Source organism: Roseateles sp. GW821-FHT09H10, assembly GCF_059415865.1.
The window spans coordinates 1-19,680 of sequence record NZ_JBWKOB010000003.1 but is presented as its reverse complement, the minus strand read 5'-3'; the positions used below and the strand labels follow the sequence as shown (position 1 = coordinate 19,680).

Genomic DNA, 19,680 nt, shown 5'->3' with positions numbered 1-19,680 from the left:
CGTCAACCACCCAGCACGCGCGCCAGTGTCCGCGCGATCAGCCGCAGGTCGGTCGCCACGCTCGCCCGGGCGGCGTAGTCGGCCGACAGCTTCAGCTTGGCCGGCAGGATGACCTCGCGGTACTCGCGCTCGGGGTCGGCGGCGGCAGCCAGAAGTTCGGCCTCATGACTGAAGGCGAGCGACGCCGGGTCGGTGATGCCGGGGCGCACAGCCAGCACGCGTTCGCGCATGTCGGCCGGGTAGAGCTCGACATAGCGCGGCAGCTCGGGCCGCGGGCCGACCAGGCTCATGGCGCCGCGCAGCACGTCCCAGAGCTGGGGCAGCTCATCCAGCTTGGTCTGGCGCAGCAGCTGACCCGAACGGGTGATGCGCGGGTCGGCGCCGACGGTGATGGCCGCCCCCGCCTCGACGCGCATGGTGCGGAACTTGTGGATGGTGAAGGGCACGCCGAAGCGGCCGACACGGGTCTGGCGGAACAGGGCCGGGCCGGGCGAGTCGAGCTTGACCCAGACCGCGGCCAGCAGCAGCAGCGGCGCGAGGATCAGCAGCCCCAGCGCCGAGCAGACCACATCGAACAGGCGTTTGCTCAAGCCAGCAGGCCGCGCACGGCCGTGATGACGCGCTCCACGTCCGCATCGCTCATCGCCGTGTACAGCGGCAGACTGGCCGTGCGCTCGTAGGCCTTTTGCGATTGCGGGAACTGCTCCGGCGTGAGGCCATAGCGGTCGCGCCAGTAGGGATGCTGGTGCAGGGGCACGTAATGCACGCTGCAGCCGATGCCGGCGGCAAACATGCCCTCGATGAAGGCGTCACGCGTGATGCCGGCTGCGTCGGCCAGGCGGAGCACATAGAGGTGCCAGGAATGCGTGTCGCCCTCGGGCGCCTGCGGCGGCAGGATCACCGGCAGATCGGCAAAGGCCTCGTGATAGCGCATTGCGATCTGCTCGCGGCGGGCCTGGAAAGCCGGCAGGCGCTTGAGCTGGTGCAGGCCCAGGGCGGCGGCGATGTCGGTCAGGTTGTACTTGAAGCCAGGCGCCACGATCTCGTAGTACCAGGACGGCGTCTTGGCCGTGAAGCGGTCGAAGGCGTCGCGGCTCATGCCGTGCAGGCGCATGACGCGGGCGCGCTTGGCCAGCTCGGCATTGCGCGTCACCAGCATGCCGCCCTCGCCCGTCGTCATGGTCTTGTTGGCATAGAAGCTGAAGACCGTGGCGTCGCTGCCCAGGGTACCGATGAGCTCCTTCTCCAGCGTCGTCGGCAGCGCATGGGCGGCATCTTCGATGACGCGCAGGCCGTGGCGGCGGGCGATGTCCAGGATGGCCAGCATGTCGACGGCCAGGCCGGCGTAGTGCACGGGCAGGATGGCGCGGGTCCTGGGCGTGATCGCCGCCTCGATGGCGGCGATGTCGATGTTCAGCGTGGCCGGGTCGATGTCGACCAGCTTCACGTCAGCGCCGAGGTAGCGCACCACCTCGGCCGTGGCCGTGAAGGTGTGGGTCGTCGTGATGACCTCGTCGCCGGGGCCGAGGCCGATGGCTTCCAGCGCCAGGTGCAGGCCGGCGGTCGCCGAATTGACGGCGATGCATTCGATCTGCGGGTCGCCGAGGAATTCGGCAAACGCCTGCTCGAAGCGCTTGGCCTTGGGGCCGGTGGTGATCCAGCCGGACTTCAGCGTGTCGACGACTTCCGCGATCTCGTCGTCACCGAGTTCGGGAAGGGCAAAGGGGAGAAAGGGCTGGGCGCTCATTGGGCGGGATTTTCGACGATCAGGGTTTCGTGATCAGGACCAGGCGGTGGGTGCGCAGCCAGGGGATGAGATTGAAGAGCCCATAGGCCGCCGGCAGGGCGCGGGCCAGTGGCGGCGCCAGCGTCACGCGGCGGGCCGTGAATTGCCCTTGCGGGAACAGCTCGCGGACCCGCTTCAAGGGCACGCCGCGCACATCCGGGTTGCGTGGGTTGTTGACGGTGAAGTCGTACCAGACGACGGCGCCGCCCGGCTTGAGCCAACGCCACATCGCATCGGCCACGCGCTGCTGCAGGGCATCGTCGAGGATGGAGGAGAAGACCGTGGACTGCAGCACCAGGTCCTGGCTGGCGGGCGGGACGTCGGCGGCTGCGGCATCGCCGGCCAGCAGCCGCACGCCTTCAGGCAGGGCTGCGCGGGCGGCAGTGAGGCGTTCCGGCAGCAACTCGATGCCGGTCAGATGGGCGGGCAGCAGGCCCACGCGCAGCAGGTCCAGCAGATTGCCGCCGGCGCCACAGCCCACTTCGGCGGCACGCCAGTCCGCGGGGCGGCCGGGACGCTGGGCGAGCATGGAAAGCAGCGCGCGCTGGCGCTCCTGCCACATTTGCCAGACCTCGGGGCGCAGCAGGCTGTAGCGGTCACCCGCGTCGCGGCGGGCATAGCGCTCGGCGATCTGCTCCAGCTCGCTCACGACAGGGCCTCGATGAAACGGGCCGCCAGCACCGGAAAGGCGTGATTCGCCATCGCGAAGGCCCGACCGCGCTGGCCCATGGCTTCGCGCTCTTGCGGCGACAGGGCCGCCAGCTTCAACAGCCCCTGGGCCACGGCCCCGGCATCCTCAGGCGCCACGGTCAGCCCGGCGCCTGCCTCCGCCACCGGGTCGTTGCCGGCCTCGACGGAATGCAGCACGGCGCGACCCGCCATCAGGTAGTCGATGAGCTTGTTGGGCGCGATGCCGAAACGGTAGATGGGCGTGCGCTGCCAGCCGATATAGGCGATGTCGAAGTGGCCCAGCAGCGTCGGGATCTGGGCCTTGGGGATGGGGGCGAAGAAGCGCACGTTCTTCAAGCCCTCGGCATCCGCGCGCTGGGCCAGGCGCGCGGCCTCATGGCCGCCGCCGACGAGGACAAAGCTCAGCGGTGCGTCCTGCACCCGGGCCGCGGCGTCCAACAACACGTCCAGTGCATTGGGCAGCCCCATGGAGCCGGCATAGCCGACGATGACACGGCCGGCGGCGCGCTCGGCGTCGAGATGGGCCTTCAGCGTCTCGCCCAGCGGCGCGCTCTCGCCCTGCCATTCCTCGGGTGCGAAGCCATTCGGCACGATGCGCAGCCGCTTCAGATTCAGGCCCCGTGACGCCATGTGTTCGTGCACGCAGGGCAGCATGGAGACGACGACGTCCGCATCACGATAGGCATCGGCCTCGGCCTTGCCGCACATCAGCGCGAAGGGATGGCGGGGCGACATGCCGGACAGTTCGATCAGGGACAGCGGCCACAGGTCATGCACCTCGTAGACCAGCTTGGCCTTGGCAAGCTTGGCCAGCTTCTTCGCGACCCAGACATCCATCGGGTAGGTGCTGGACGCGATGACGGCGTCGGGCCGGAACTCGCGCGTCAGCCGCCAGGCGTCGGCGCGCAGCTGGCGCAGGAAGGACAGGATGTTGCGCAGCCGGCCCACGCCATTGCCCTGGTAGGCGGGCACCGGCAGCCAGCGGTAGTGGATGCCGTCGATGATCTCTTCGCGAGGCCCGCCGGCCATCTCGGGCTGCACGGCCCGCACATGAGAGTGGCTGGCCGCGACGATGGTGACCTCATGCCCCGCCCTGACCCATTCGCGGGCCAGGTAGTAGGGGCGGAACTCCATGCCATGGGCGGGTGAGCCGGCGTAGTGGTTGACGAGGAGGATCCTCATGCCGGGGTCAATTCCTTGAGGCGGGTCAGGAAGCGCTGTACATGAGGCTCGAACAGGCCGTTGACCGCCACCCAGTCGCGGTTGACGACGGCCAGCCTGGCCGCGTCCAGCGTCGCCATGCGGGCCGGCAGATCGTCCAGTGAAGCGACGATGAGCCCACGCGCCGAATCGCCGATCAGCTCGCGGTTGGCCGGCAGTTCCGACAGCAGCGGCACGCAGCCATGGGCCATGGCCTCCAGCACCGAGACCGACACCGAGTCACTCTCCGGCAGGCTCAGGAACCAGGTCGAGCGGGCGTAGTGGCCGGCTTGAGCTTGCGCATCGAGGCGGCCGACAAAGCTGACCTTGTCGGCCAGGCCGCGGGCGGCGACATCCGCCTCCAGCGCCTGGCGCAGCGAGCCGTCATTGGCGACGACGAGGCGTGCTTCGGGCTGGGCCGCCGCGATGCGTGCGAAGGCGTCGATGACGAGCTGGGGCCTGTAAATGGGCTCCAGGCCTCGGTTGGCAAAGCACAGCCAGGGCTGCTTCTTCGCGTTCTGCTTGGGCAGGGTCTCCAGGCCAAAAGGAAAGGTCATGACCTCCTTGGCACCAAGTTCGCGCATGCGCTCGGCCATGTGGACCGAGTCCGACGTCGTCACGGCGCATTCGCGCAGCACCTTCTTGGTCATCCAGCGCCAGGCGCCGCCACGCTGGGGCGTGACGAGGATGTCGCTGCCCCAGGCCGAGCCGGCGATCTGGGCGCGCAGCCGCCAGCCCATGCGGGCCGCCCAGGCCAGGCTGCCGTGCGAGGTCAGGTAATGGGCATGCAGCCAGTCAGGGTCGGTCTCGGCCAGCCAGGCCCCCACCTTGGGCAATTGCTTGATCAGGGCGACATTGCCGCCACCATGGTCGGGCGCGGTGTGCAGCGCCAGGCGCTGGGCATCGGGCAGCAGCTGGTGGAACTCGGGCAGGAAGCCGCGCGAGGAGATGGCGTGCAGCTGCACGCGGGGCTTCAGTGCCCTCGCCCACTTCAGCAGATGGGGGCTTTCGCCGTCACCGATGAGGACGAGCTTGAGACCGCCACCGAGGCTCACGAGCGGACTCCCGACCAGGCAGCGTAGGCCTCGCGCAGTTCCGGATGCCTGGCAATCAGGGCTGCATCGCGCTCACGCGTGTCGCCCACCTGGCGGGCCGGCTGGCCGGCCATGATGGCGAAGTCGGGCGCCGCGCCGCGCAACTGGGAATAGGCGCACAGCATGGCGCCCTTGCCCAGCACGGCGCCGGGTTCGATGAGACTGTGCGGGCCGACAAAGCTGTAGGCCCCGAGGCGGATGGCGGCCTTGCGATAGCCCGGCAGTTCGCCGCCCAGCGTCGCCGTGCGCCGGCCGTTGACGCGCAGCGCGTCGTGTGTGCTGTGGGTCACGATGGAACAGAAATTGGTGATCTGCACGCCTTCCTCGATGACGAGGCCGGCGCTGGCGTCGATGAAATTGAACTGGCCGATGAAGACGTGATCCCCGAGGCGCAGCCCGGTCTCGCCCTCGATGCAGGTGCTGGGTGCGATGCGCGAATGCGGCGCGCCGGCCTCGCCGAAAAGCATGCGAAAGCCGAGCAGCCGCATGAGGCGGCGGCGCAGGCGGTTGAGGAGGACACGCATCATTCCCAGGTCCACAGTGCCCAGAAGAAGTAGCCGAAGTAGAGCAGCATCGCCGCGGACACCCCCCAGCCCGCGCCGGCCAGGCCACCCAGCCACAGCCCGGCCGCCAGGCCGGCCAGGAAGAGGACCTGGCTGACCAGGGCCAGCTTCAGCCCCCAGGCCTGGGCGCCCCAGGCCATCAGCACGACGGACAGCGGCGAGGCGATGAAGTGCAGGGCCACATAGGGTGCCAGCGAACGCGCCAGCTCGCCAGCGCCGCGCCACTCGGGGCCGAAGACGGTGGTGAACAGCCAGGGACCGAAGGCCAGCAGGGCGAGCATCAGCGGCAGGGCAATGGCCGCCAGCAGCAGCAGGTTCTGGCGCACCAGGGCGCGCGCTTCGGCCAGGCTCTCGGCCTGCGTCAGCCGCGGATAGAGGGCCTGGGACAGCGAGCCGCCGACGAGGGTGGCGGGCGCCTTCAGATAGCGCAGGGCCAGGGCCCAGGCGCCCGCCTCGGGCGAGCCCAGCCAGGCCGTCAGCAAGGCGATGGCCAGGGTGTCCTGCAGGGCGCCAGCGAAGGCATGGGGCGTGTTCAGCAGCGGGAAGTCCCGGTGCTTGGCGGCCATTTCGCGCAGCGGCTGGGGCTGCAGCAGGCCCTGCCAGCCGCCGGCGGGCGCCGGCCGGGCCTGCATCGCCGCGGCCAAGGCGGTGGCCAGCGTCGCGCCGCCGATCAGGCCCCAAGGCCCGGCCTGCAGCAGCCCGAAGCCGACCTGGGCCAGCGCGCCACCGCCCCACTGCACGACCCGAGCCCAGGCCAGGGCGGCGAATTCGCCCGCCCGCGCCGCCCATTGGGCCAGGGCCTGGCTGGCCGAGGCCGCCAGCACGATCAGCGGCAGGGCCGCGGCGACGGCAAGGTCGGCCCACAGCATCCAGGCCCCGCCGACGAGGATGGCCATGGCCGTCATCGCCAGCAGCATGCGCAGGCACAGGGCCAGCAGGCCCGCGGCACCGCTTTCGTCCTTCTCCAGGGCCAGCGCGAACTCGTAGCGGGCACAGCCGACAACGGCCAGATTGCTGGCCACCGTCCAGACGAGGGAGAACTGCCCGTACTCGGCCGGCGTGTAGAGCCGGGCGATCCACGGCCCCAGCAAAAGGGGGATGGCCTGGGCCAGCGCGCTGCCGGCTAGCAAGGTGAGAGTGGCGCGCTTCAAGCTCATGGGGCGCAAGATTCTAGAATCGCTGGTTCGACTGAAGGCCCGCAATGACCACGACCCCTCCGACTCCCGCTGCCGACGACAACCAACTGATCGCCGAGCGCCGCGCCAAACTGGCCGCGCTGCGGGCCGCCACGGCGGTGCCTTTCCCCAATGATTTCAAGCCCCAGCACCGTGCCCAGCCCCTGCAGGCCCAGTATGGCGAGGTGCCCAACGAGGAGCTGGAGCCTCAAGCCGTCAAGGTGACGGTGGCCGGCCGCATGATGCTCAAGCGCATGATGGGCAAGGCCAGCTTCTGCACGCTGCAGGACGCCACCGGCCGCATCCAGCTGCGCGTCACCATCGACAACGTCGGCCCCGAGGTCTACGACGCCTTCAAGCACTGGGACCTGGGCGACATCCTGGGCGCCGAGGGCACGCTGATGCGCACCAAGACCGGCGAGCTGTCGGTCGCGGTGACGACGCTGCGCCTGCTGACCAAGAGCCTGCGCCCCCTGCCGGACAAGTTCCACGGCATGACCGACCAGGAGCAGAAGTACCGCCAGCGCTATGTCGACCTGATCACCGACGAAGACGCCCGCAAGCGCTTCACGGCGCGCTCCAAGGCCGTGTCGGCCATCCGCAGCTTCATGGTCGAGCACGGCTTCCTGGAGGTCGAGACGCCCATGCTCCACCCCATCCCGGGTGGCGCGAACGCCAAGCCCTTCAGGACCCACCACAACGCGTTGGACCAGGAGATGTTCCTGCGCATCGCACCGGAGCTGTATCTGAAGCGCCTGGTGGTGGGCGGCTTCGAGCGGGTGTTCGAGATCAACCGCAACTTCCGCAACGAAGGCATCTCGGTCCGGCACAACCCCGAGTTCACGATGATGGAGTTCTATGCGGCCTACTGGACGCATCACGACCAGATGGACTTCACCGAGGCCGTGCTGCGCCATGCCGCCGTCGCCGCAACGGGCAGCGCCGCCCTGACCTATGCCGGCAAGCCGGTGGCCCTGGACAAGCCCTTTGCCCGCGTGTCCGTGCGCGACTCGCTGATCCAGTTCGCCGGCCTGACCGGTGAGGAAGCCGACAACCCCGAGGTGCTGCGCGCCAAGATCGTCGCCGCCGGCGAGGAAGCCCCGGCCCGCTGGAGCCTGGCCGAGCTGCAGTTCGGCCTGTTCGAGGCGGTCGTCGAAGAGAAGCTTTGGGAGCCCACCTTCATCATCGACTACCCCGTCGAGGTCTCGCCGCTGGCCCGTGCGTCGGATGCCAACCCCAAGATCACCGAGCGCTTCGAACTCTTCATCACCGGCCGCGAGTACGCCAACGGCTTCTCGGAGCTGAACGATGCCGAGGACCAGGCGGCCCGCTTCCACGCCCAGGTCGCCAACAAGGATGCCGGCGACGAGGAAGCGATGTTCTTCGACGCCGACTTCATCCGCGCGCTCGAATACGGCATGCCCCCGACGGGCGGCTGCGGCATCGGCATCGACCGGCTGATGATGCTGATCACCGATTCGCCATCGATCCGCGACGTCATCCTCTTCCCGGCCTTGCGCCGGGAATCGTGATTTCTCCGGCGCTGCGCCGAGAGGCCTGAACCTAGGCGGCGATCGCGGCGGGCGCCTTGCCCGCAATGATCATCGCCAGCACCTCGTCCTCGGTCACCGCGGCCGTCTGAGTCACCCCGACCAGACGGCCGTTCTTCATGACGGCCAGTCGGTTGGACAGCGCGAAGACATCCGGCATGTCGTGGGTGACCAGCAGGATGCCCACGCCCTCGGCGCTGAGGCGGCGGATCAGGTCGTGCACCATGGCCGTCTCGGCCGGGCCCAGGGCCGCGCAGGGCTCATCCATGATGAGCACGCGGGCCTTGAACTGCAGGGCTCGCGCAATGGCGACGACCTGGCGCTGGCCGCCCGACAGGGACATCACCGGATCAGCGATGTTCTTGAAGTTGGGGTTCAACCGCGCAAACAGCGGCACGGCGGCAGCGCGCATGGCGGCGTCGTCGAGCAGGCCCAGTCGCGTACGCAGCTCGCGGCCGAGGAAGAGGTTGGCGACCGAGTCGAGGTTGTCGGCCAGGGCCAGCTTCTGGTGGATGGTCTCGATGCCGGCGGCGCGCGAATCGGCCGGGCTGGAGAACTTCACGGGCTGGCCGTTCAACAGCAGCTCGCCGCCGTCGAAGGGCAGCGCCCCCGCGATCATCTGCATCAGCGTGGACTTGCCGGCCCCGTTGTGGCCCAGCACGGCCAGCACCTCGCCGGGCGCCAGGCTCAAGCTGATGCCGTCGACCGCATGCACGCCGCCAAAGGATTTGCGCGCCTCGCGCACTTCAAGGAGGGCATTCATGTCGGCACCCTTCGCGCTGCGCGCTGTCCCGCCAAGCGGGAGTTGAGCCCCTTCGGGCGGCCGGGCGGGGCTCATTTCTGCACCACGCGATCGAAGACAACAGCGGCGACGAGCACCTGGCCCAGCACCACCATGCGCCAGCCAATGCCCACATCGGTCAGCAGCAGGCCGCTGTCGATGCTCTGGATGATGAGGGCGCCCAGCACCGTGCCGCCCACGCTGCCGCTGCCACCGGCCAGGCTCACGCCGCCGATGACGGCCGCCGCGATGACGGTCAGCTCCATGCCCGTCCCCATCGAGTTCGTGCCAGCATTCAGGCGCGCCATCGCGACGATGGCCGCCAGGGCCACCAGGGCCGCCAGCAGCAGGTTCAACTGGATCATCACGCGCCGCACCGGAATGCCGGCCAGGCGCGCCGCGTCGGGATTGCCGCCGATGGCGTAAACGTAGCGGCCAAAGCGCGTGTGCTTGGCGACGAAGCCCAGCAACAGCACGACGGCCACCCAGATCACCAGCGGCAGCGGCAGGCCCTGGCCCTGCTCCTGGCCTTCGATCTTGTAGGCATTGAAGACGGCCACGGCGCCGAACACGGCGATCGCGGCGAGACCGCCCTTCAGCAGCTCATGCTTGATGTCGCCCGGCACGCCACCCGCACGCAGCTGCGCGCGGCGCTGCACGAGCTGCCAGCCCCACAGCAGTAGCAGCAGGCCGACGCCGAGGAACCAGCTGCCACGCTCGCCGAGAGAACCGTCCAGCCCGCCACCCAGGGCCAGCAGCCAGGGCTCGGTGACCGGCTGGGTCTTGCCGTCGGCGACCAGAAAGGCCACGCCGCGCAGCGACACCAGGCCGCCCAGCGTCACGACAAAGGACGGGATGCCGACGACGGCAGACAGCCAGCCCTGGAAAAGCCCGACCAGCAGCGCCAGGCCCAGGCCTGCGAACAGCGACGCGACGACCGACCAGCCTTGCGTGTACTGCAGCCAGGCCATCAGCACGCCGACGGCGCCGAGCAGCGATCCCACCGCGAGGTCGATCTGGCGCGCCACGATGATCAGGGCCATGCCGCTGGCGACGATGCCGACGACGGCCGTCTGCTGGGCGATGTTGTAGAGGTTCTCCGCCGTCAGGAAGCTGCCGGTCAGCAGATGAAAGCCGATGGCGATGGCCACCAGCACGGCCGCCATGACGGCGAGCCGCTGGGTCTGGGCGCTCATCGCCTCTCCTATTTGCAGGCCGCCGGGGCCTTGGCGGCGTCGACGCCCTTGCAGACGACGGCCTTGCTGACCCAGCCGGCGCTGATGACGTCGCCCAGATTGGCCTGGGTGATGGCCACCGGCGCGAGGAACTTGGCCTGCAGCGACACCTTGCGTTCACCACCCGCCCAGGCTGCGGCGCCGTCGACCTTCTGGCCGTTGGCGAGCTGCACGGCGGCCGATGCGGCCTCCTTGCCCAGCGAACGCGAATCCTTCCAGACCGACACGGTCTGTGTCCCCAGGGCCACGCGGTTCAGCGCGGCATGGTCGGCGTCCTGGCCGCTGACCGGCACGCCCTTGACGCCGCGGCCCGCCAGCGCGGCGATGGCGCCGCCGGCCGTGCCGTCATTGCTCGCCACGACGGCATCGACACCGCCCTTCAGGCGGGTCAGGATCTGCTCCATGTTCTTTTGCGCCACCTCGGGCTTCCAGCCGTCGGTGTACTCCTCGGCGACGATCTTCACGTCGCCCTTCTTGACGGCGTCCGCCAACGCGTCCTGCTGGCCGGCGCGCAGGAAGTCCGCGTTCGGATCGCTGGGCGAGCCCTTGATCATCACGTAGCGGCCCTGGGGCTTGGCGGCCAGCACGGCCTTGGCCTGCAGGCGGCCCACCTCGCGGTTGTCGAAGGTCAGGTAGAAGACCTCAGGGGCCTCGATCAGGCGGTCATAGGCCACGACCGGCACCTTGCGCGCCTTGGCCTTGTTCAGGGCCGGCGCGATGGCGTCCTTGTCCATGGCCAGGATGATCAGCACCTTGGCACCCTTGGCCAGCAGGGACTCGACATCGGCGATTTGCTTCTCGGGCGAGCCACCGGCGTCGGCGCTCACATAGCTGGCACCCAAGCGGCCCAGTTCGGCCTTGATGGCGGCCTCGTCGGTCTTCCAGCGCTCTTCCTGGAAGTTGGACCAGCTCACGCCGACCACGGGGCCGGCAGCCAACGCTGTCACCGAGGCCATCAACAGCGTCGTCGCTGCCCACATCTGTTGCATTCGCATCTTGTCTCCAACGCCCTTGTCGTGCGGGCCGCGGATTCTAGGAACGCAGGCAACAAAAAAGCGACCCTCGCGGGTCGCCTTTCATCGGTTTGAAACCGCTTTGTTCCAGCGCCTTACTTGGCGGAAGCCAGGGCCGAGGCGCGGGGCTTGACCTGGGCCGGGAAATCACCCAGCTCCCGGGCGGCGTTCTCGCCGTGGTCGGCAGCCAGCGCGGCGGCCAGCTTTTCGTCGCCGCGCACTTCGGTGGGCTTGACGGTCAGCACGGCCTGGCGGGGCAGCTTGACGGTGGCGACGGCAGCAGCCTTGGCGGCAGCGGGAACCGGGGCTTCGATGCCCTTTTCGCCCTGGATGGCGGCAAGTTCACCGCTGTTGCGGGCGGCGACCAGATCGGCGACGACTTGCTCGCGGGTCAGCGGCGTGGTGGTTTGGGCGGAAGCGACACCAGCGGCGACGAGAGCGATGGTGGCGATGACGGTGGACAGCTTGTTCATGACGGGCTCCTTCAGTTACTGGCAGGAACGTCCTGCTTTGGACACTTCGGACATCGCGACCGCGGTGTCCATGGCCTGAACTGTAGGCAGCCGACCTCAGTAGAAATACCAGGCTGGCGGGAACTGACTATTCACTCAATGCAAATAGTCATCCCTAGGTCGTCATCGTTTCGCCACAACCAGTCAACGGTGCTCGAAGTTCGGTGCCCGCTTGGCCAGGAAGGCTTCCATGCCCTCACGCTGGTCGTGGCTGCCGAACAGCGCATGGAAATAGCGGCGCTCCACAGCGACCCCGTCGGTCAGCGGGCCCTGGTAGGCTAGGTTGACCAGTTCCTTGATCAGCATGACCGAGGGGCCGCTGAAGCCATTGATGGTTTCGGCGGCGGCCAGGGCCTCCTCCAGCAGCTTGTCGGCCGGCACGACGCGCGACACCAGGCCAGCGCTCTCGGCCTCGGCGGCGCCCATCATGCGGGCGGTCAGCAGCATGTCCATGGCCTTGCTCTTGCCGACGGCGCGGGGCAGGCGCTGGGTGCCACCGGCCCCCGGCACGATGCCCAGCTTGATCTCGGGCTGCCCGAACTTGGCCGAGTCGGCCGCGATGATGAAGTCGCACATCATGGCGAGTTCGCAGCCGCCACCCAGCGCAAAGCCGGCCACCGCGGCGATGACGGGCTTGCGCACCTGCAGGATGGTCTCCCAGTTCTTGGAGATCAGGCCGCTCTTGAAGGCCGTGGCGAAGGTGTGGGGCAGCATGGTCGGGATGTCGGCACCGGCCGCGAAGGCGCGCTCGGAGCCGGTCAGCACGATGCAGCCGATGCCGTCGTCGGCGTCAAAGGCGAGCAGGGCCTCGCCCATCTCGTCCATCAGCTGGTCGTTCAGCGCATTCAGCGCCTTGGGGCGGTTCAGCGTGATGAGGGCCGTCTTGCGCGGGCCGTCGCCGTGGACGGCGGTGATGATGCATTCGTAGGTCATTGGGAGAGTCTCCTGGGGATGCCGTTGGTGGATTCTGGCGCGGCTTGCAGCGGGGCGCTCTTGAGCATGAGGTCGATGAAGGTGTCGGCGTCCTGGCGGATGACGAGACGCACGGGCAGGTACTGCAGCGACGGCGCCAGCCAGACCTCGGCGGCCAGGTCGCCAGGGCTGATCGCCCGCGTGGGCCTGAGATGCCAGCTGGCCAGGGGGCCCATCGGCGTGTCCAGCATCTCCTCGCCCACGACTTCGTACTGCCAGGCGTACTGGCGCCGCGGCAGCACCAGCGGAAACTGCACGGTGCGGCCGGCCTGCAGGGGCTCACGGCCGGTCAGGTAGAGCCAGGTCAGCTGGACGAACTGGCTGGCCGAGTCCTGGGCCCCACGCTCCACCGGCTGACGCGCGCCGTTCGCCAGCTGGACCGCGCTCCCCTGGAAGAACACGCTGACGCGCCGGGCATCGCCGAGGATGACCTTGGTCTCTTCGTCAAAACGCTGCGGCGCAATGCCCTCGGACGTCAGCTGGCCCTGGCTGCTCATGCGACGGGTGATCAGCGGCGCGAAGCTGGGACCGACGCCGACGTCGAGATGGACCTGATAGTCGCGCCCCTTGCGCAGCCACTCGACCTGGGCCTGGCCGCTGACGGGACCGCGGTAGTTGCCAGTCAGCACATAGCTGAGCCGGGTGGACAGCGGCCATTCGGGGCCGGGCTCGTTGTCAGCGGGCGCCGAGGCGGCCTGGGCGATCGCTGCGGGGGCTTCAGGTGCGGATGCGGCAGCCACGGCGGGCTCGGCCGGCGCTGGCGCCGTCGAGGCGGCTGATTCCGGCGCGGAAGCCGGCGGCACAGGCGGCAGCGTGCTGAGGGACGGCGCCTTGGGCTTTGCCTTGAGTGGTGGCACGGCCCGCATCCGGACCACAGGTGGCGCCTCCAGCTTCATCTCGCGCACCAGGGCCACCTGCATGCGGGGCGGCATGGGCGGCGGGCCTTCGCTGATCCAGCCTTCGTGGATGCGCTGCACCTCGCGGCCCAGCAGCAGGTGCAGGGCCAGCACGGCCAGCACCAGCAGGCCCGGGGGCCGCGGCGTCCTCATGACGGATCAGGCGCCGAGCCAGCGGTGGCGCGCGGCATGGCCGCCGTCAACCAGCGTCAGGGCGACGGCGGCGGACTGTGGCGCGGGAAGGTCGACGGCCAGCTCGAGCAGGCGCTGGTCACGGCTGACCAGCAGGCGCAGGCGGGTCTCGCCAGGGCCGAGCAGGGCCGGCGCCTCGTCGAGACGACGCAGACGCCAGCCATTGCAGCCGAGGATCTCGTCGCGTGCATTGACGCCGCCAGCCTCGCCAGCGCCGCCGCGCAGCACATGCGTCACGCCGATACCGGTCAGCGCCGTCTCGCGCACGCGCAGGCCCAGGCGCTGGGCCACGCTGTTGCGCCCCTCGTCGCGCCAGGCGATGCCATGGGTGTCGAGCAGCTCGCGCAGCGGCAGCTCGTCCCGGCCGTGCACCCAGTGGTGCAGCCGCGCCGCCAGGTCGTCGTCGGACAGGGCGCGCACGGCGTCGAGGATGTCGGCCTCGCTGACCGGGCCGCCGGCGCTGCCCTGCCACAGCCGCACCATCAACGCATCCAGGCTGGACTTGTGCGCACGCAGGCTCAGGTCCAGGCAGAGCGCGACCAGTGCGCCCTGGGCGTAGTAGTTGCTGGCGGCGTTGACGCTGTTCTCGTCGGGGCGGTAGTACTTGGTCCAGGCCTCGAAGCTGGCCTGGGCCAGGGGCTGCACGCGCCGCCCCGGCGAGGCCAGCACGCCGTTGACACTGGCCGCCAGCAGCTTCAGATAGCGCGAGGCATCGACGAGGCCCGCGCGGCACAGCATGAGCTCGTCGTAGTAGCTGGTGAAGCCTTCAAAGAACCACAGCAGCTCGGTGTAGTTCTCGCGCTGATAGTCGAAGCTCGCGAACTCGACCGGGCGCAGCTGCTTGACGTTCCAGGCATGGAAGTACTCATGGCTGAACAGCCCCAGCAGGCGCGCATAGCTGTCGCCCGGTGCAGCCGGTTCCGCGGCGGTCGGCAATTCGCGTCGCGCGCAGATCAGGGCCGTGCTGGCCCGATGCTCCAGGCCGCCATGCCCGTCGTCCACGGCCCACAGCAGGAAGCTGTAGCGCTCGAAAGGGGCTGCGCCCCAGAAAGCGATCTGGGCCTCGCAGATGCGCCGGACATCGGCCAGCAGGCGCTCGCCATCGAAGCTGGGCCAGGCGCCGGCCACGACGACGCGGTGCGGCACGCCGGCCGCGACGAACTCGCCCTGCCAGTGCGGGCCGATCTCGAAGGGATGGTCGAGCAACTCGTCGTAGTCGGCGGACTCCCAGCCTGCATCGGCGGCATGCATCTCCGTGGCGATGCGCCAACCATCGGGCACGCCGGCAAGCTCGACGCGATGCGGCGCGCCCTCACGGCCATGGGCGCGCAGGCACAGGCTGCTGGCGTTGAAGAAGGCGCGCTGGCTGTCCAGCCAGGCCGTACGCACGGAGGCGTCGAAGGCATAGACCTCGTAGCTCACGGTCAGGGCCGCACGCCCGCTGCAGCGGACGCGCCAGCTGGCCTTGTCGAGTTGCTCGACCGGCAGCTCCTTGCTGCCCTGGCGGGCCGTCAGACCGCTGAGCTGCTTGGCGAACTCGCGCACCAGATAGCTGCCGGGAATCCACACCGGCAGGCTGAAGAACTGCTCGGCCGCGGGGCTGGGCAGGGTCAGCGTGACGCGATAGCGATGGGCCGCGGGGTCGGCCAGGTCGATGCGGTAGCTCGGCCCACGCATCAGCTGCCCGCGGCGGCGAGGAAGCAGGCCAGCGCCGCGACGGCAGTGAGCCGGAAACGCAGGGTCAGCCAATCGGCCGCGCCGAGTTGCGGATAGACGCGGCGGTCCACGAGATAGCAGGCGATCAACACACCGCCATGCAGAGCCAGGCCCGCATAGGGTGGCATCACCACCCCAAGCCAGCCCAGCAGCGTGGCACTGACGCCCCAGACCAGCGGCTGCCGCCCGGGCAGGCCGCGCGCGAAGGACAGCCCCCAGTGGATGCCGCCGAGAAAGGCGATGACGAGGCCGGCATAGGCCGACATCGCGAGGCTGACGAAGGTGTGCTGGTCGAGGTCGCGGTCCCCGATCAGCCAGATCAGGGCACAGCCGAGCACAAAGGGCACCAGGCCCGCATAGCCCAGGCGATGCGCGAGCTCGCGGTGTTGGGCCGTCATCGGGGTCAGGACTTGCTGGCCGGCGCGGCCAGGGCTTGCAGGCGTTTCTCAAGCTCCACGGGGCCGACGGCGCCCGGAATCCGGTTGCCGTCTTCCAGCAGGATGGCCGGCGTCCCGTTCACATGGATCTTGCGTGACAACGCGAGGTTGCGCTCGATGGCTGCGTCATCGCAGGAGGCTGGCGCCTTGGCCGGCTGTTCGTTCTTGAGCATCCAACCCAGCCAGGCACTGGTGTTGTCCTTGGCACACCAGATCGCACGCGTCTTCTCGGCAGAGTCGCCGCCGAGGATGGGAATGAGGAAGGTGTAGACGGTGACGTCCTTGAGTTCCTGCAGGCCCTTCTCGAAGCGCTTGCAGTAGCCGCAGTTGGGATCGGCGAAGACGGCGATGCGGCGCTTGCCATTGCCGTTCTTCCACACCACCGCATCCTTGAAGGGCAGGCTCGCGAAGTCGATCCGGTTCAGCTGGGTCACGCGCTCCTCGGTCAGGTTCTTCTTGGCCTTGAGGTCGAAGAGCTCGCCTTCGACGAGGAAGTTGGCTGCCGCGTCGGTATAGCGGATCTCGTTGCCGATACGAACCTCCCACAGCCCCGGCATGGCCGAGGGGCGAACCTCGTCGATCTTGGGCGCATTGGGCATGCGCTCGGCAAAGACCTTGCGGATCACGGCCTCGTTGGCAATGGCGGGCAGGCTGGCGGCGACGAGCAGAACGCCCATGAGGCGAAGGACAAGAGAACGCACGATGGAAACGGCCGGTTGGAGTTCAGAGCCCGAGCGCACGCTGGGTGAGCCAGCGCTTGACGGGGGTGAGTTGATTGAGCGCGTCCAGGCCACGGTTGCGCAAGCCCTGGACAGCGGGGGAGGAATGGGCAAACAGGCGCTGCAGCACGTCGGTCAGCTCGCCCATGGCCAGCGTCGGCGCGAGGCGGTCGCGCGCGTAGCGGCGCAGCAGGCGTTCGTCGCCCAAGGGGCGCCACGCCTCGCGCTCGGCCAGCACGCGAGCCAGGGCTGCGACATCGCCGAGCCCGAGATTCAAACCCTGGCCGGCCAGTGGATGCACGACATGGGCGGCATCGCCCAGCAGCACCCAGCCGGGGCCGCTGACGGCATCGGCGCGCGCCAGGGCCAGCGGCCAGCTCGAGCGTTCGCTGCCCAGACTGAGCTCGCCAGCCGCACCGGCAGTCGCCGCATTCAGCTCGCGCTCGAAATCGGCGGCCGGCATGGCCTGCAATTGCTCGGCCCTCGCCTCGGCGCAGGACCAGACCAGGCCATAGGACGCTCCTGGCGTCGGTCTCTCGAAAGGCAGCAGAGCCAGCACTTCACCACCCGGCTGGAACCACTGGCGGGCGATGCCCTGGTGGGCTCGATCCGCACTCAGACGGGCAGCGAGCGCACGATGCCCGTAGGACTTGGGCTTGAAGTCGACGCCCAGGGCCGTCCGCGCGGCCGATTCCCGGCCTTCGCAGAGCGCGGTCAGCGCTGCAGGCGTAGCGTCCGCGACGCTGTGGACGTGGGGGGAAAAGCGCAGCGCCGTGGCGAGCTGGGCGTCCAGGGCCGCGGCATCGACGATGACGGCGAGCTCCCGCAGGCCTTGCTGCCAAGCCGAAAAACTCAGACGGCCGGCGGGCTGATCGGCCGCCGCATCGCCGCTGACCACCATGTCATAGACGGGGCTGACTGCGTCCGCAGGCAGGCTGTCCCATACCTTCAATTCGGTCAGCAGGGCCACCGAAGCGGCGTTGAGAGCATAGGTTCGCACGTCGTTGGCACGGGGCGCCTCCTGCGCACCAGCCATGCCCACAGTCAGGCCCTGGGCGGCAAGGCTGAGCGCCAAGCTGCTGCCCACGGCACCACGCCCCCTGACCAATACGTCCACACTTTGCATGCGCCGATTGTAGGCAGGGGGTTTGGCCGCACCATGGCAAGGGCGAGGCGGCTGAGCCCGGGGGCGACAGCCGACTAAAATCAGCGTTTCGGCGCCGGCTTGCCGCCGGCCGCCTCTCCCAACGGAAAGCCCTCGCCATGAGCCTCAAATGCGGCATCGTGGGCCTGCCCAATGTCGGCAAGTCCACGCTCTTCAACGCCCTGACCAAAGCCGGCATCGCCGCCGAGAACTATCCCTTCTGCACCATCGAGCCCAATGTGGGCATCGTGGAGCTGCCCGATCCCCGTCTCGCGGCCCTGGCGGAAATCGTCAAGCCGGAGCGCGTCATGCCGGCTGTCGTGGAATTCGTGGACATCGCGGGCTTGGTCGCTGGCGCCAGCAAGGGTGAAGGCCTGGGCAACCAGTTCTTGTCACATATCCGCGAGACGGACGCCATCGTCAACGTGGTTCGCTGCTTTGAAGATCCGAACGTCATCCATGTGAATGGCAAGGTCGACCCGATCTCGGACATTGAAGTGATCCAGACGGAGCTTTGTCTGGCGGACCTCGGCACCGTCGAGAAAAGCCTGCACCGCTACAACAAGGTCGCTCGCGCGGGTGACAAGGAAGCCATCGCCCTGGTCAAGGTGCTGGAGAAATGCCAGGCGGCGCTGGACCAGGCCAAGCCGGTTCGCACCATCGACTTCAGCAAGGAAGAGCTGGTCATCCTCAGGCCGCTGTGCCTGATCACCGCCAAGCCGGCCATGTTTGTGGGCAACGTCTCGGAGGACGGCTTCGAGAACAATCCTTTCCTTGAACGCCTCAAGGAATACGCGGCCGCGCAGAACGGCCCCGTCGTCGCCATCTGCGCGAAGACCGAATCGGAGCTGTCCGAGATGGAAGACGACGATCGCGCGATGTTCCTTGCCGAGATGGGGCAGGATGAGCCCGGTCTGAACCGGCTGATCCGGGCCGCCTTCAAGCTGCTGGGTCTGCAGACCTACTTCACCGCCGGCGTGAAAGAAGTGCGCGCGTGGACCATTCATATCGGCGACACCGGCCCTCAAGCCGCAGCTGTCATCCACACCGACTTCGAACGCGGCTACATCCGCGCGCAGACCATTGCCTACGACGACTTCATCCAGTACCGCGGTGAACAGGGCGCCAAGGACGCCGGCAAGATGCGCGCTGAAGGCAAGGAGTACGTCGTCAAGGACGGCGACGTGCTGCATTTCCTGTTCAACGTTTGAATCTCTGACTCTGCGCAAAAAGGCCAGCTCGACGCTGGCCTTTTTTGTTGCCAGTACTCAAGGCTTGGCGGGCCAGTCGCGAACGACTTCGTGGTATCCCCGAACCCTTGTGACTGCAGAGCAGCATGAAGCCGTTGGCATTCCAAGTCAGCGCCTCCTCCAACGGTGTCATCGGCAGGACATGACCGCTGTCGTAGGAGAAGGTCATGTGCGCCTTGGATCCGGATTTGCATTTGATCCCGTTGCGCTTGAGTGCCGCGGCCAGTTCTTGCCGCAACTGAGCAACCGCTTGGGTCGCTGCCGCTGAGCAGGTCAGGACGCAGGCATGGCTGGCCTCGTAGCGGACAACCCCTTCATGCAAGATTGGGATGGGTCGGCTGATAACGGCATTGCCTGCAGCCTCGATCGCATCAAGCGCCCCGCGCGGGAAGCTGCCGGAGAACTTGCCAAGCTGGAGCAACGTGATGTGCCAGAGCGATGGCTGACGCAACTTCGATGTTGATGTCCGATAGCGCTGCAGCACGCGTTCGACCGCAGAGCACAGCGACTTGTGCTGACCATCGATGTCCGGCCGAAGCGCCAGGAAGAGCTCGTACTCCCTGGCGGGCTTGTGCCCTGCTGGCGCCGTTGGCGTCCATGGTGACACCGAGTCGGCGAAGCCAAGCAGATCGAGTTGATCTTTGGTCATGCTGATAACTCCGCCCAGCATGATTGCAACGCCAAAGCAAAACGCCCCAGTATCTTTCGATACTGGGGCGGTTGCTTAATAAATAGCCTGACGATGACCTACTTTC

At 68.3% G+C, this 19,680-nt stretch carries 20 protein-coding genes; 2 read left to right on the top strand and 18 right to left on the bottom strand.

The features are described 5' to 3' along the window. Positions 1 to 2 precede the first annotated feature (2 nt). Genes AC07OY_RS15745 through AC07OY_RS15715 form a run of 7 tightly spaced genes read right to left on the bottom strand, consistent with a single transcriptional unit; the run spans position 3 to position 6,490 of the window. Positions 3 to 590 (bottom strand): sugar transferase, encoded by a 588-nt coding sequence (locus AC07OY_RS15745; protein WP_495043549.1) that lies wholly within the window; start codon positions 588 to 590, stop codon positions 3 to 5. Next, positions 587 to 1,747, bottom strand: coding sequence for a DegT/DnrJ/EryC1/StrS family aminotransferase (locus AC07OY_RS15740; RefSeq protein ID WP_495043548.1), 1,161 nt, complete (start codon positions 1,745 to 1,747; stop codon positions 587 to 589). The genes AC07OY_RS15745 and AC07OY_RS15740 overlap by 4 nt, the downstream gene beginning before the upstream one ends. Positions 1,748 to 1,766: 19 nt before the next feature. Further along, positions 1,767 to 2,435 (bottom strand): class I SAM-dependent methyltransferase, encoded by a 669-nt coding sequence (locus AC07OY_RS15735; protein WP_495043547.1) that lies wholly within the window; start codon positions 2,433 to 2,435, stop codon positions 1,767 to 1,769. Then, entirely contained in the window at positions 2,432 to 3,658 is a 1,227-nt protein-coding gene (locus AC07OY_RS15730) for a glycosyltransferase family 4 protein (RefSeq protein ID WP_495043546.1), read from the bottom strand. Before AC07OY_RS15730 ends, AC07OY_RS15735 begins: the two co-directional genes overlap by 4 nt. Continuing rightward, the gene (locus AC07OY_RS15725; RefSeq protein WP_495043545.1) at positions 3,655 to 4,731 is read right to left on the bottom strand and encodes a glycosyltransferase; all 1,077 of its coding nucleotides are present in this window, start codon (positions 4,729 to 4,731) and stop codon (positions 3,655 to 3,657) included. The genes AC07OY_RS15730 and AC07OY_RS15725 overlap by 4 nt, the downstream gene beginning before the upstream one ends. Next, on the bottom strand, positions 4,728 to 5,294 hold the full coding sequence (locus AC07OY_RS15720; RefSeq protein ID WP_495044063.1) for an acyltransferase: 567 nt from the start codon (positions 5,292 to 5,294) through the stop codon (positions 4,728 to 4,730). Before AC07OY_RS15720 ends, AC07OY_RS15725 begins: the two co-directional genes overlap by 4 nt. Beyond that, positions 5,294 to 6,490, bottom strand: a complete 1,197-nt coding sequence (locus AC07OY_RS15715; RefSeq protein WP_495043544.1) for a lipopolysaccharide biosynthesis protein — start codon at positions 6,488 to 6,490, stop codon at positions 5,294 to 5,296. Before AC07OY_RS15715 ends, AC07OY_RS15720 begins: the two co-directional genes overlap by 1 nt. Before the next feature lie 44 nt (positions 6,491 to 6,534). Here AC07OY_RS15715 and lysS point away from each other — a divergent pair, with 44 nt between their 5' ends. Further along, positions 6,535 to 8,040, top strand: coding sequence for a lysine--tRNA ligase (gene lysS / locus AC07OY_RS15710; protein WP_495043543.1), 1,506 nt, complete (start codon positions 6,535 to 6,537; stop codon positions 8,038 to 8,040). 31 nt (positions 8,041 to 8,071) lie between these two features. Here the strand turns inward: lysS and AC07OY_RS15705 are convergent, their stop codons facing one another. The 10 genes from AC07OY_RS15705 to AC07OY_RS15660 all read right to left on the bottom strand — a co-directional run bounded on the left by AC07OY_RS15705 (position 8,072) and on the right by AC07OY_RS15660 (position 17,531). Then, positions 8,072 to 8,821, bottom strand: a complete 750-nt coding sequence (locus AC07OY_RS15705) for an ATP-binding cassette domain-containing protein (protein ID WP_495043542.1) — start codon at positions 8,819 to 8,821, stop codon at positions 8,072 to 8,074. A gap of 71 nt (positions 8,822 to 8,892) precedes the next feature. Beyond that, entirely contained in the window at positions 8,893 to 10,035 is a 1,143-nt protein-coding gene (locus tag AC07OY_RS15700) for a sugar ABC transporter permease (protein WP_495043541.1), read from the bottom strand. Between the two features lie 8 nt (positions 10,036 to 10,043). Further along, positions 10,044 to 11,063, bottom strand: a complete 1,020-nt coding sequence (locus AC07OY_RS15695) for a substrate-binding domain-containing protein (protein WP_495043540.1) — start codon at positions 11,061 to 11,063, stop codon at positions 10,044 to 10,046. A gap of 119 nt (positions 11,064 to 11,182) precedes the next feature. Then, positions 11,183 to 11,560, bottom strand: a complete 378-nt coding sequence (locus AC07OY_RS15690) for a DUF4148 domain-containing protein (RefSeq protein ID WP_495043539.1) — start codon at positions 11,558 to 11,560, stop codon at positions 11,183 to 11,185. Between the two features lie 183 nt (positions 11,561 to 11,743). Continuing rightward, complete coding sequence (locus tag AC07OY_RS15685) at positions 11,744 to 12,532, bottom strand: enoyl-CoA hydratase (protein WP_495043538.1); 789 nt, start codon at positions 12,530 to 12,532, stop codon at positions 11,744 to 11,746. Next, on the bottom strand, positions 12,529 to 13,620 hold the full coding sequence (locus tag AC07OY_RS15680; protein WP_495043537.1) for a DUF3108 domain-containing protein: 1,092 nt from the start codon (positions 13,618 to 13,620) through the stop codon (positions 12,529 to 12,531). Before AC07OY_RS15680 ends, AC07OY_RS15685 begins: the two co-directional genes overlap by 4 nt. 6 nt (positions 13,621 to 13,626) lie before the next feature. Next, on the bottom strand, positions 13,627 to 15,336 hold the full coding sequence (locus AC07OY_RS15675) for a M61 family metallopeptidase (RefSeq protein ID WP_495043536.1): 1,710 nt from the start codon (positions 15,334 to 15,336) through the stop codon (positions 13,627 to 13,629). Further along, positions 15,336 to 15,773: a DUF3429 domain-containing protein gene (locus tag AC07OY_RS15670; protein ID WP_495043535.1), complete on the bottom strand. Its 438-nt coding sequence runs from the start codon at positions 15,771 to 15,773 to the stop codon at positions 15,336 to 15,338. The genes AC07OY_RS15675 and AC07OY_RS15670 overlap by 1 nt, the downstream gene beginning before the upstream one ends. 5 nt (positions 15,774 to 15,778) lie before the next feature. Continuing rightward, positions 15,779 to 16,489 (bottom strand): DsbC family protein, encoded by a 711-nt coding sequence (locus AC07OY_RS15665; RefSeq protein WP_495043534.1) that lies wholly within the window; start codon positions 16,487 to 16,489, stop codon positions 15,779 to 15,781. Positions 16,490 to 16,535: 46 nt separating this feature from the next. Beyond that, on the bottom strand, positions 16,536 to 17,531 hold the full coding sequence (locus tag AC07OY_RS15660) for an FAD-dependent monooxygenase (RefSeq protein ID WP_495043533.1): 996 nt from the start codon (positions 17,529 to 17,531) through the stop codon (positions 16,536 to 16,538). Positions 17,532 to 17,794: 263 nt separating this feature from the next. Here AC07OY_RS15660 and ychF point away from each other — a divergent pair, with 263 nt between their 5' ends. Continuing rightward, a complete protein-coding gene (ychF, locus tag AC07OY_RS15655; RefSeq protein ID WP_495043532.1) occupies positions 17,795 to 18,886 on the top strand; it encodes a redox-regulated ATPase YchF in 1,092 nt (363 codons plus the stop codon). Here ychF and AC07OY_RS15650 read toward each other — a convergent pair. Next, complete coding sequence (locus AC07OY_RS15650; RefSeq protein ID WP_495043531.1) at positions 18,876 to 19,574, bottom strand: 2'-5' RNA ligase family protein; 699 nt, start codon at positions 19,572 to 19,574, stop codon at positions 18,876 to 18,878. The genes ychF and AC07OY_RS15650 overlap by 11 nt on opposite strands. Positions 19,575 to 19,680 lie beyond the last annotated feature (106 nt).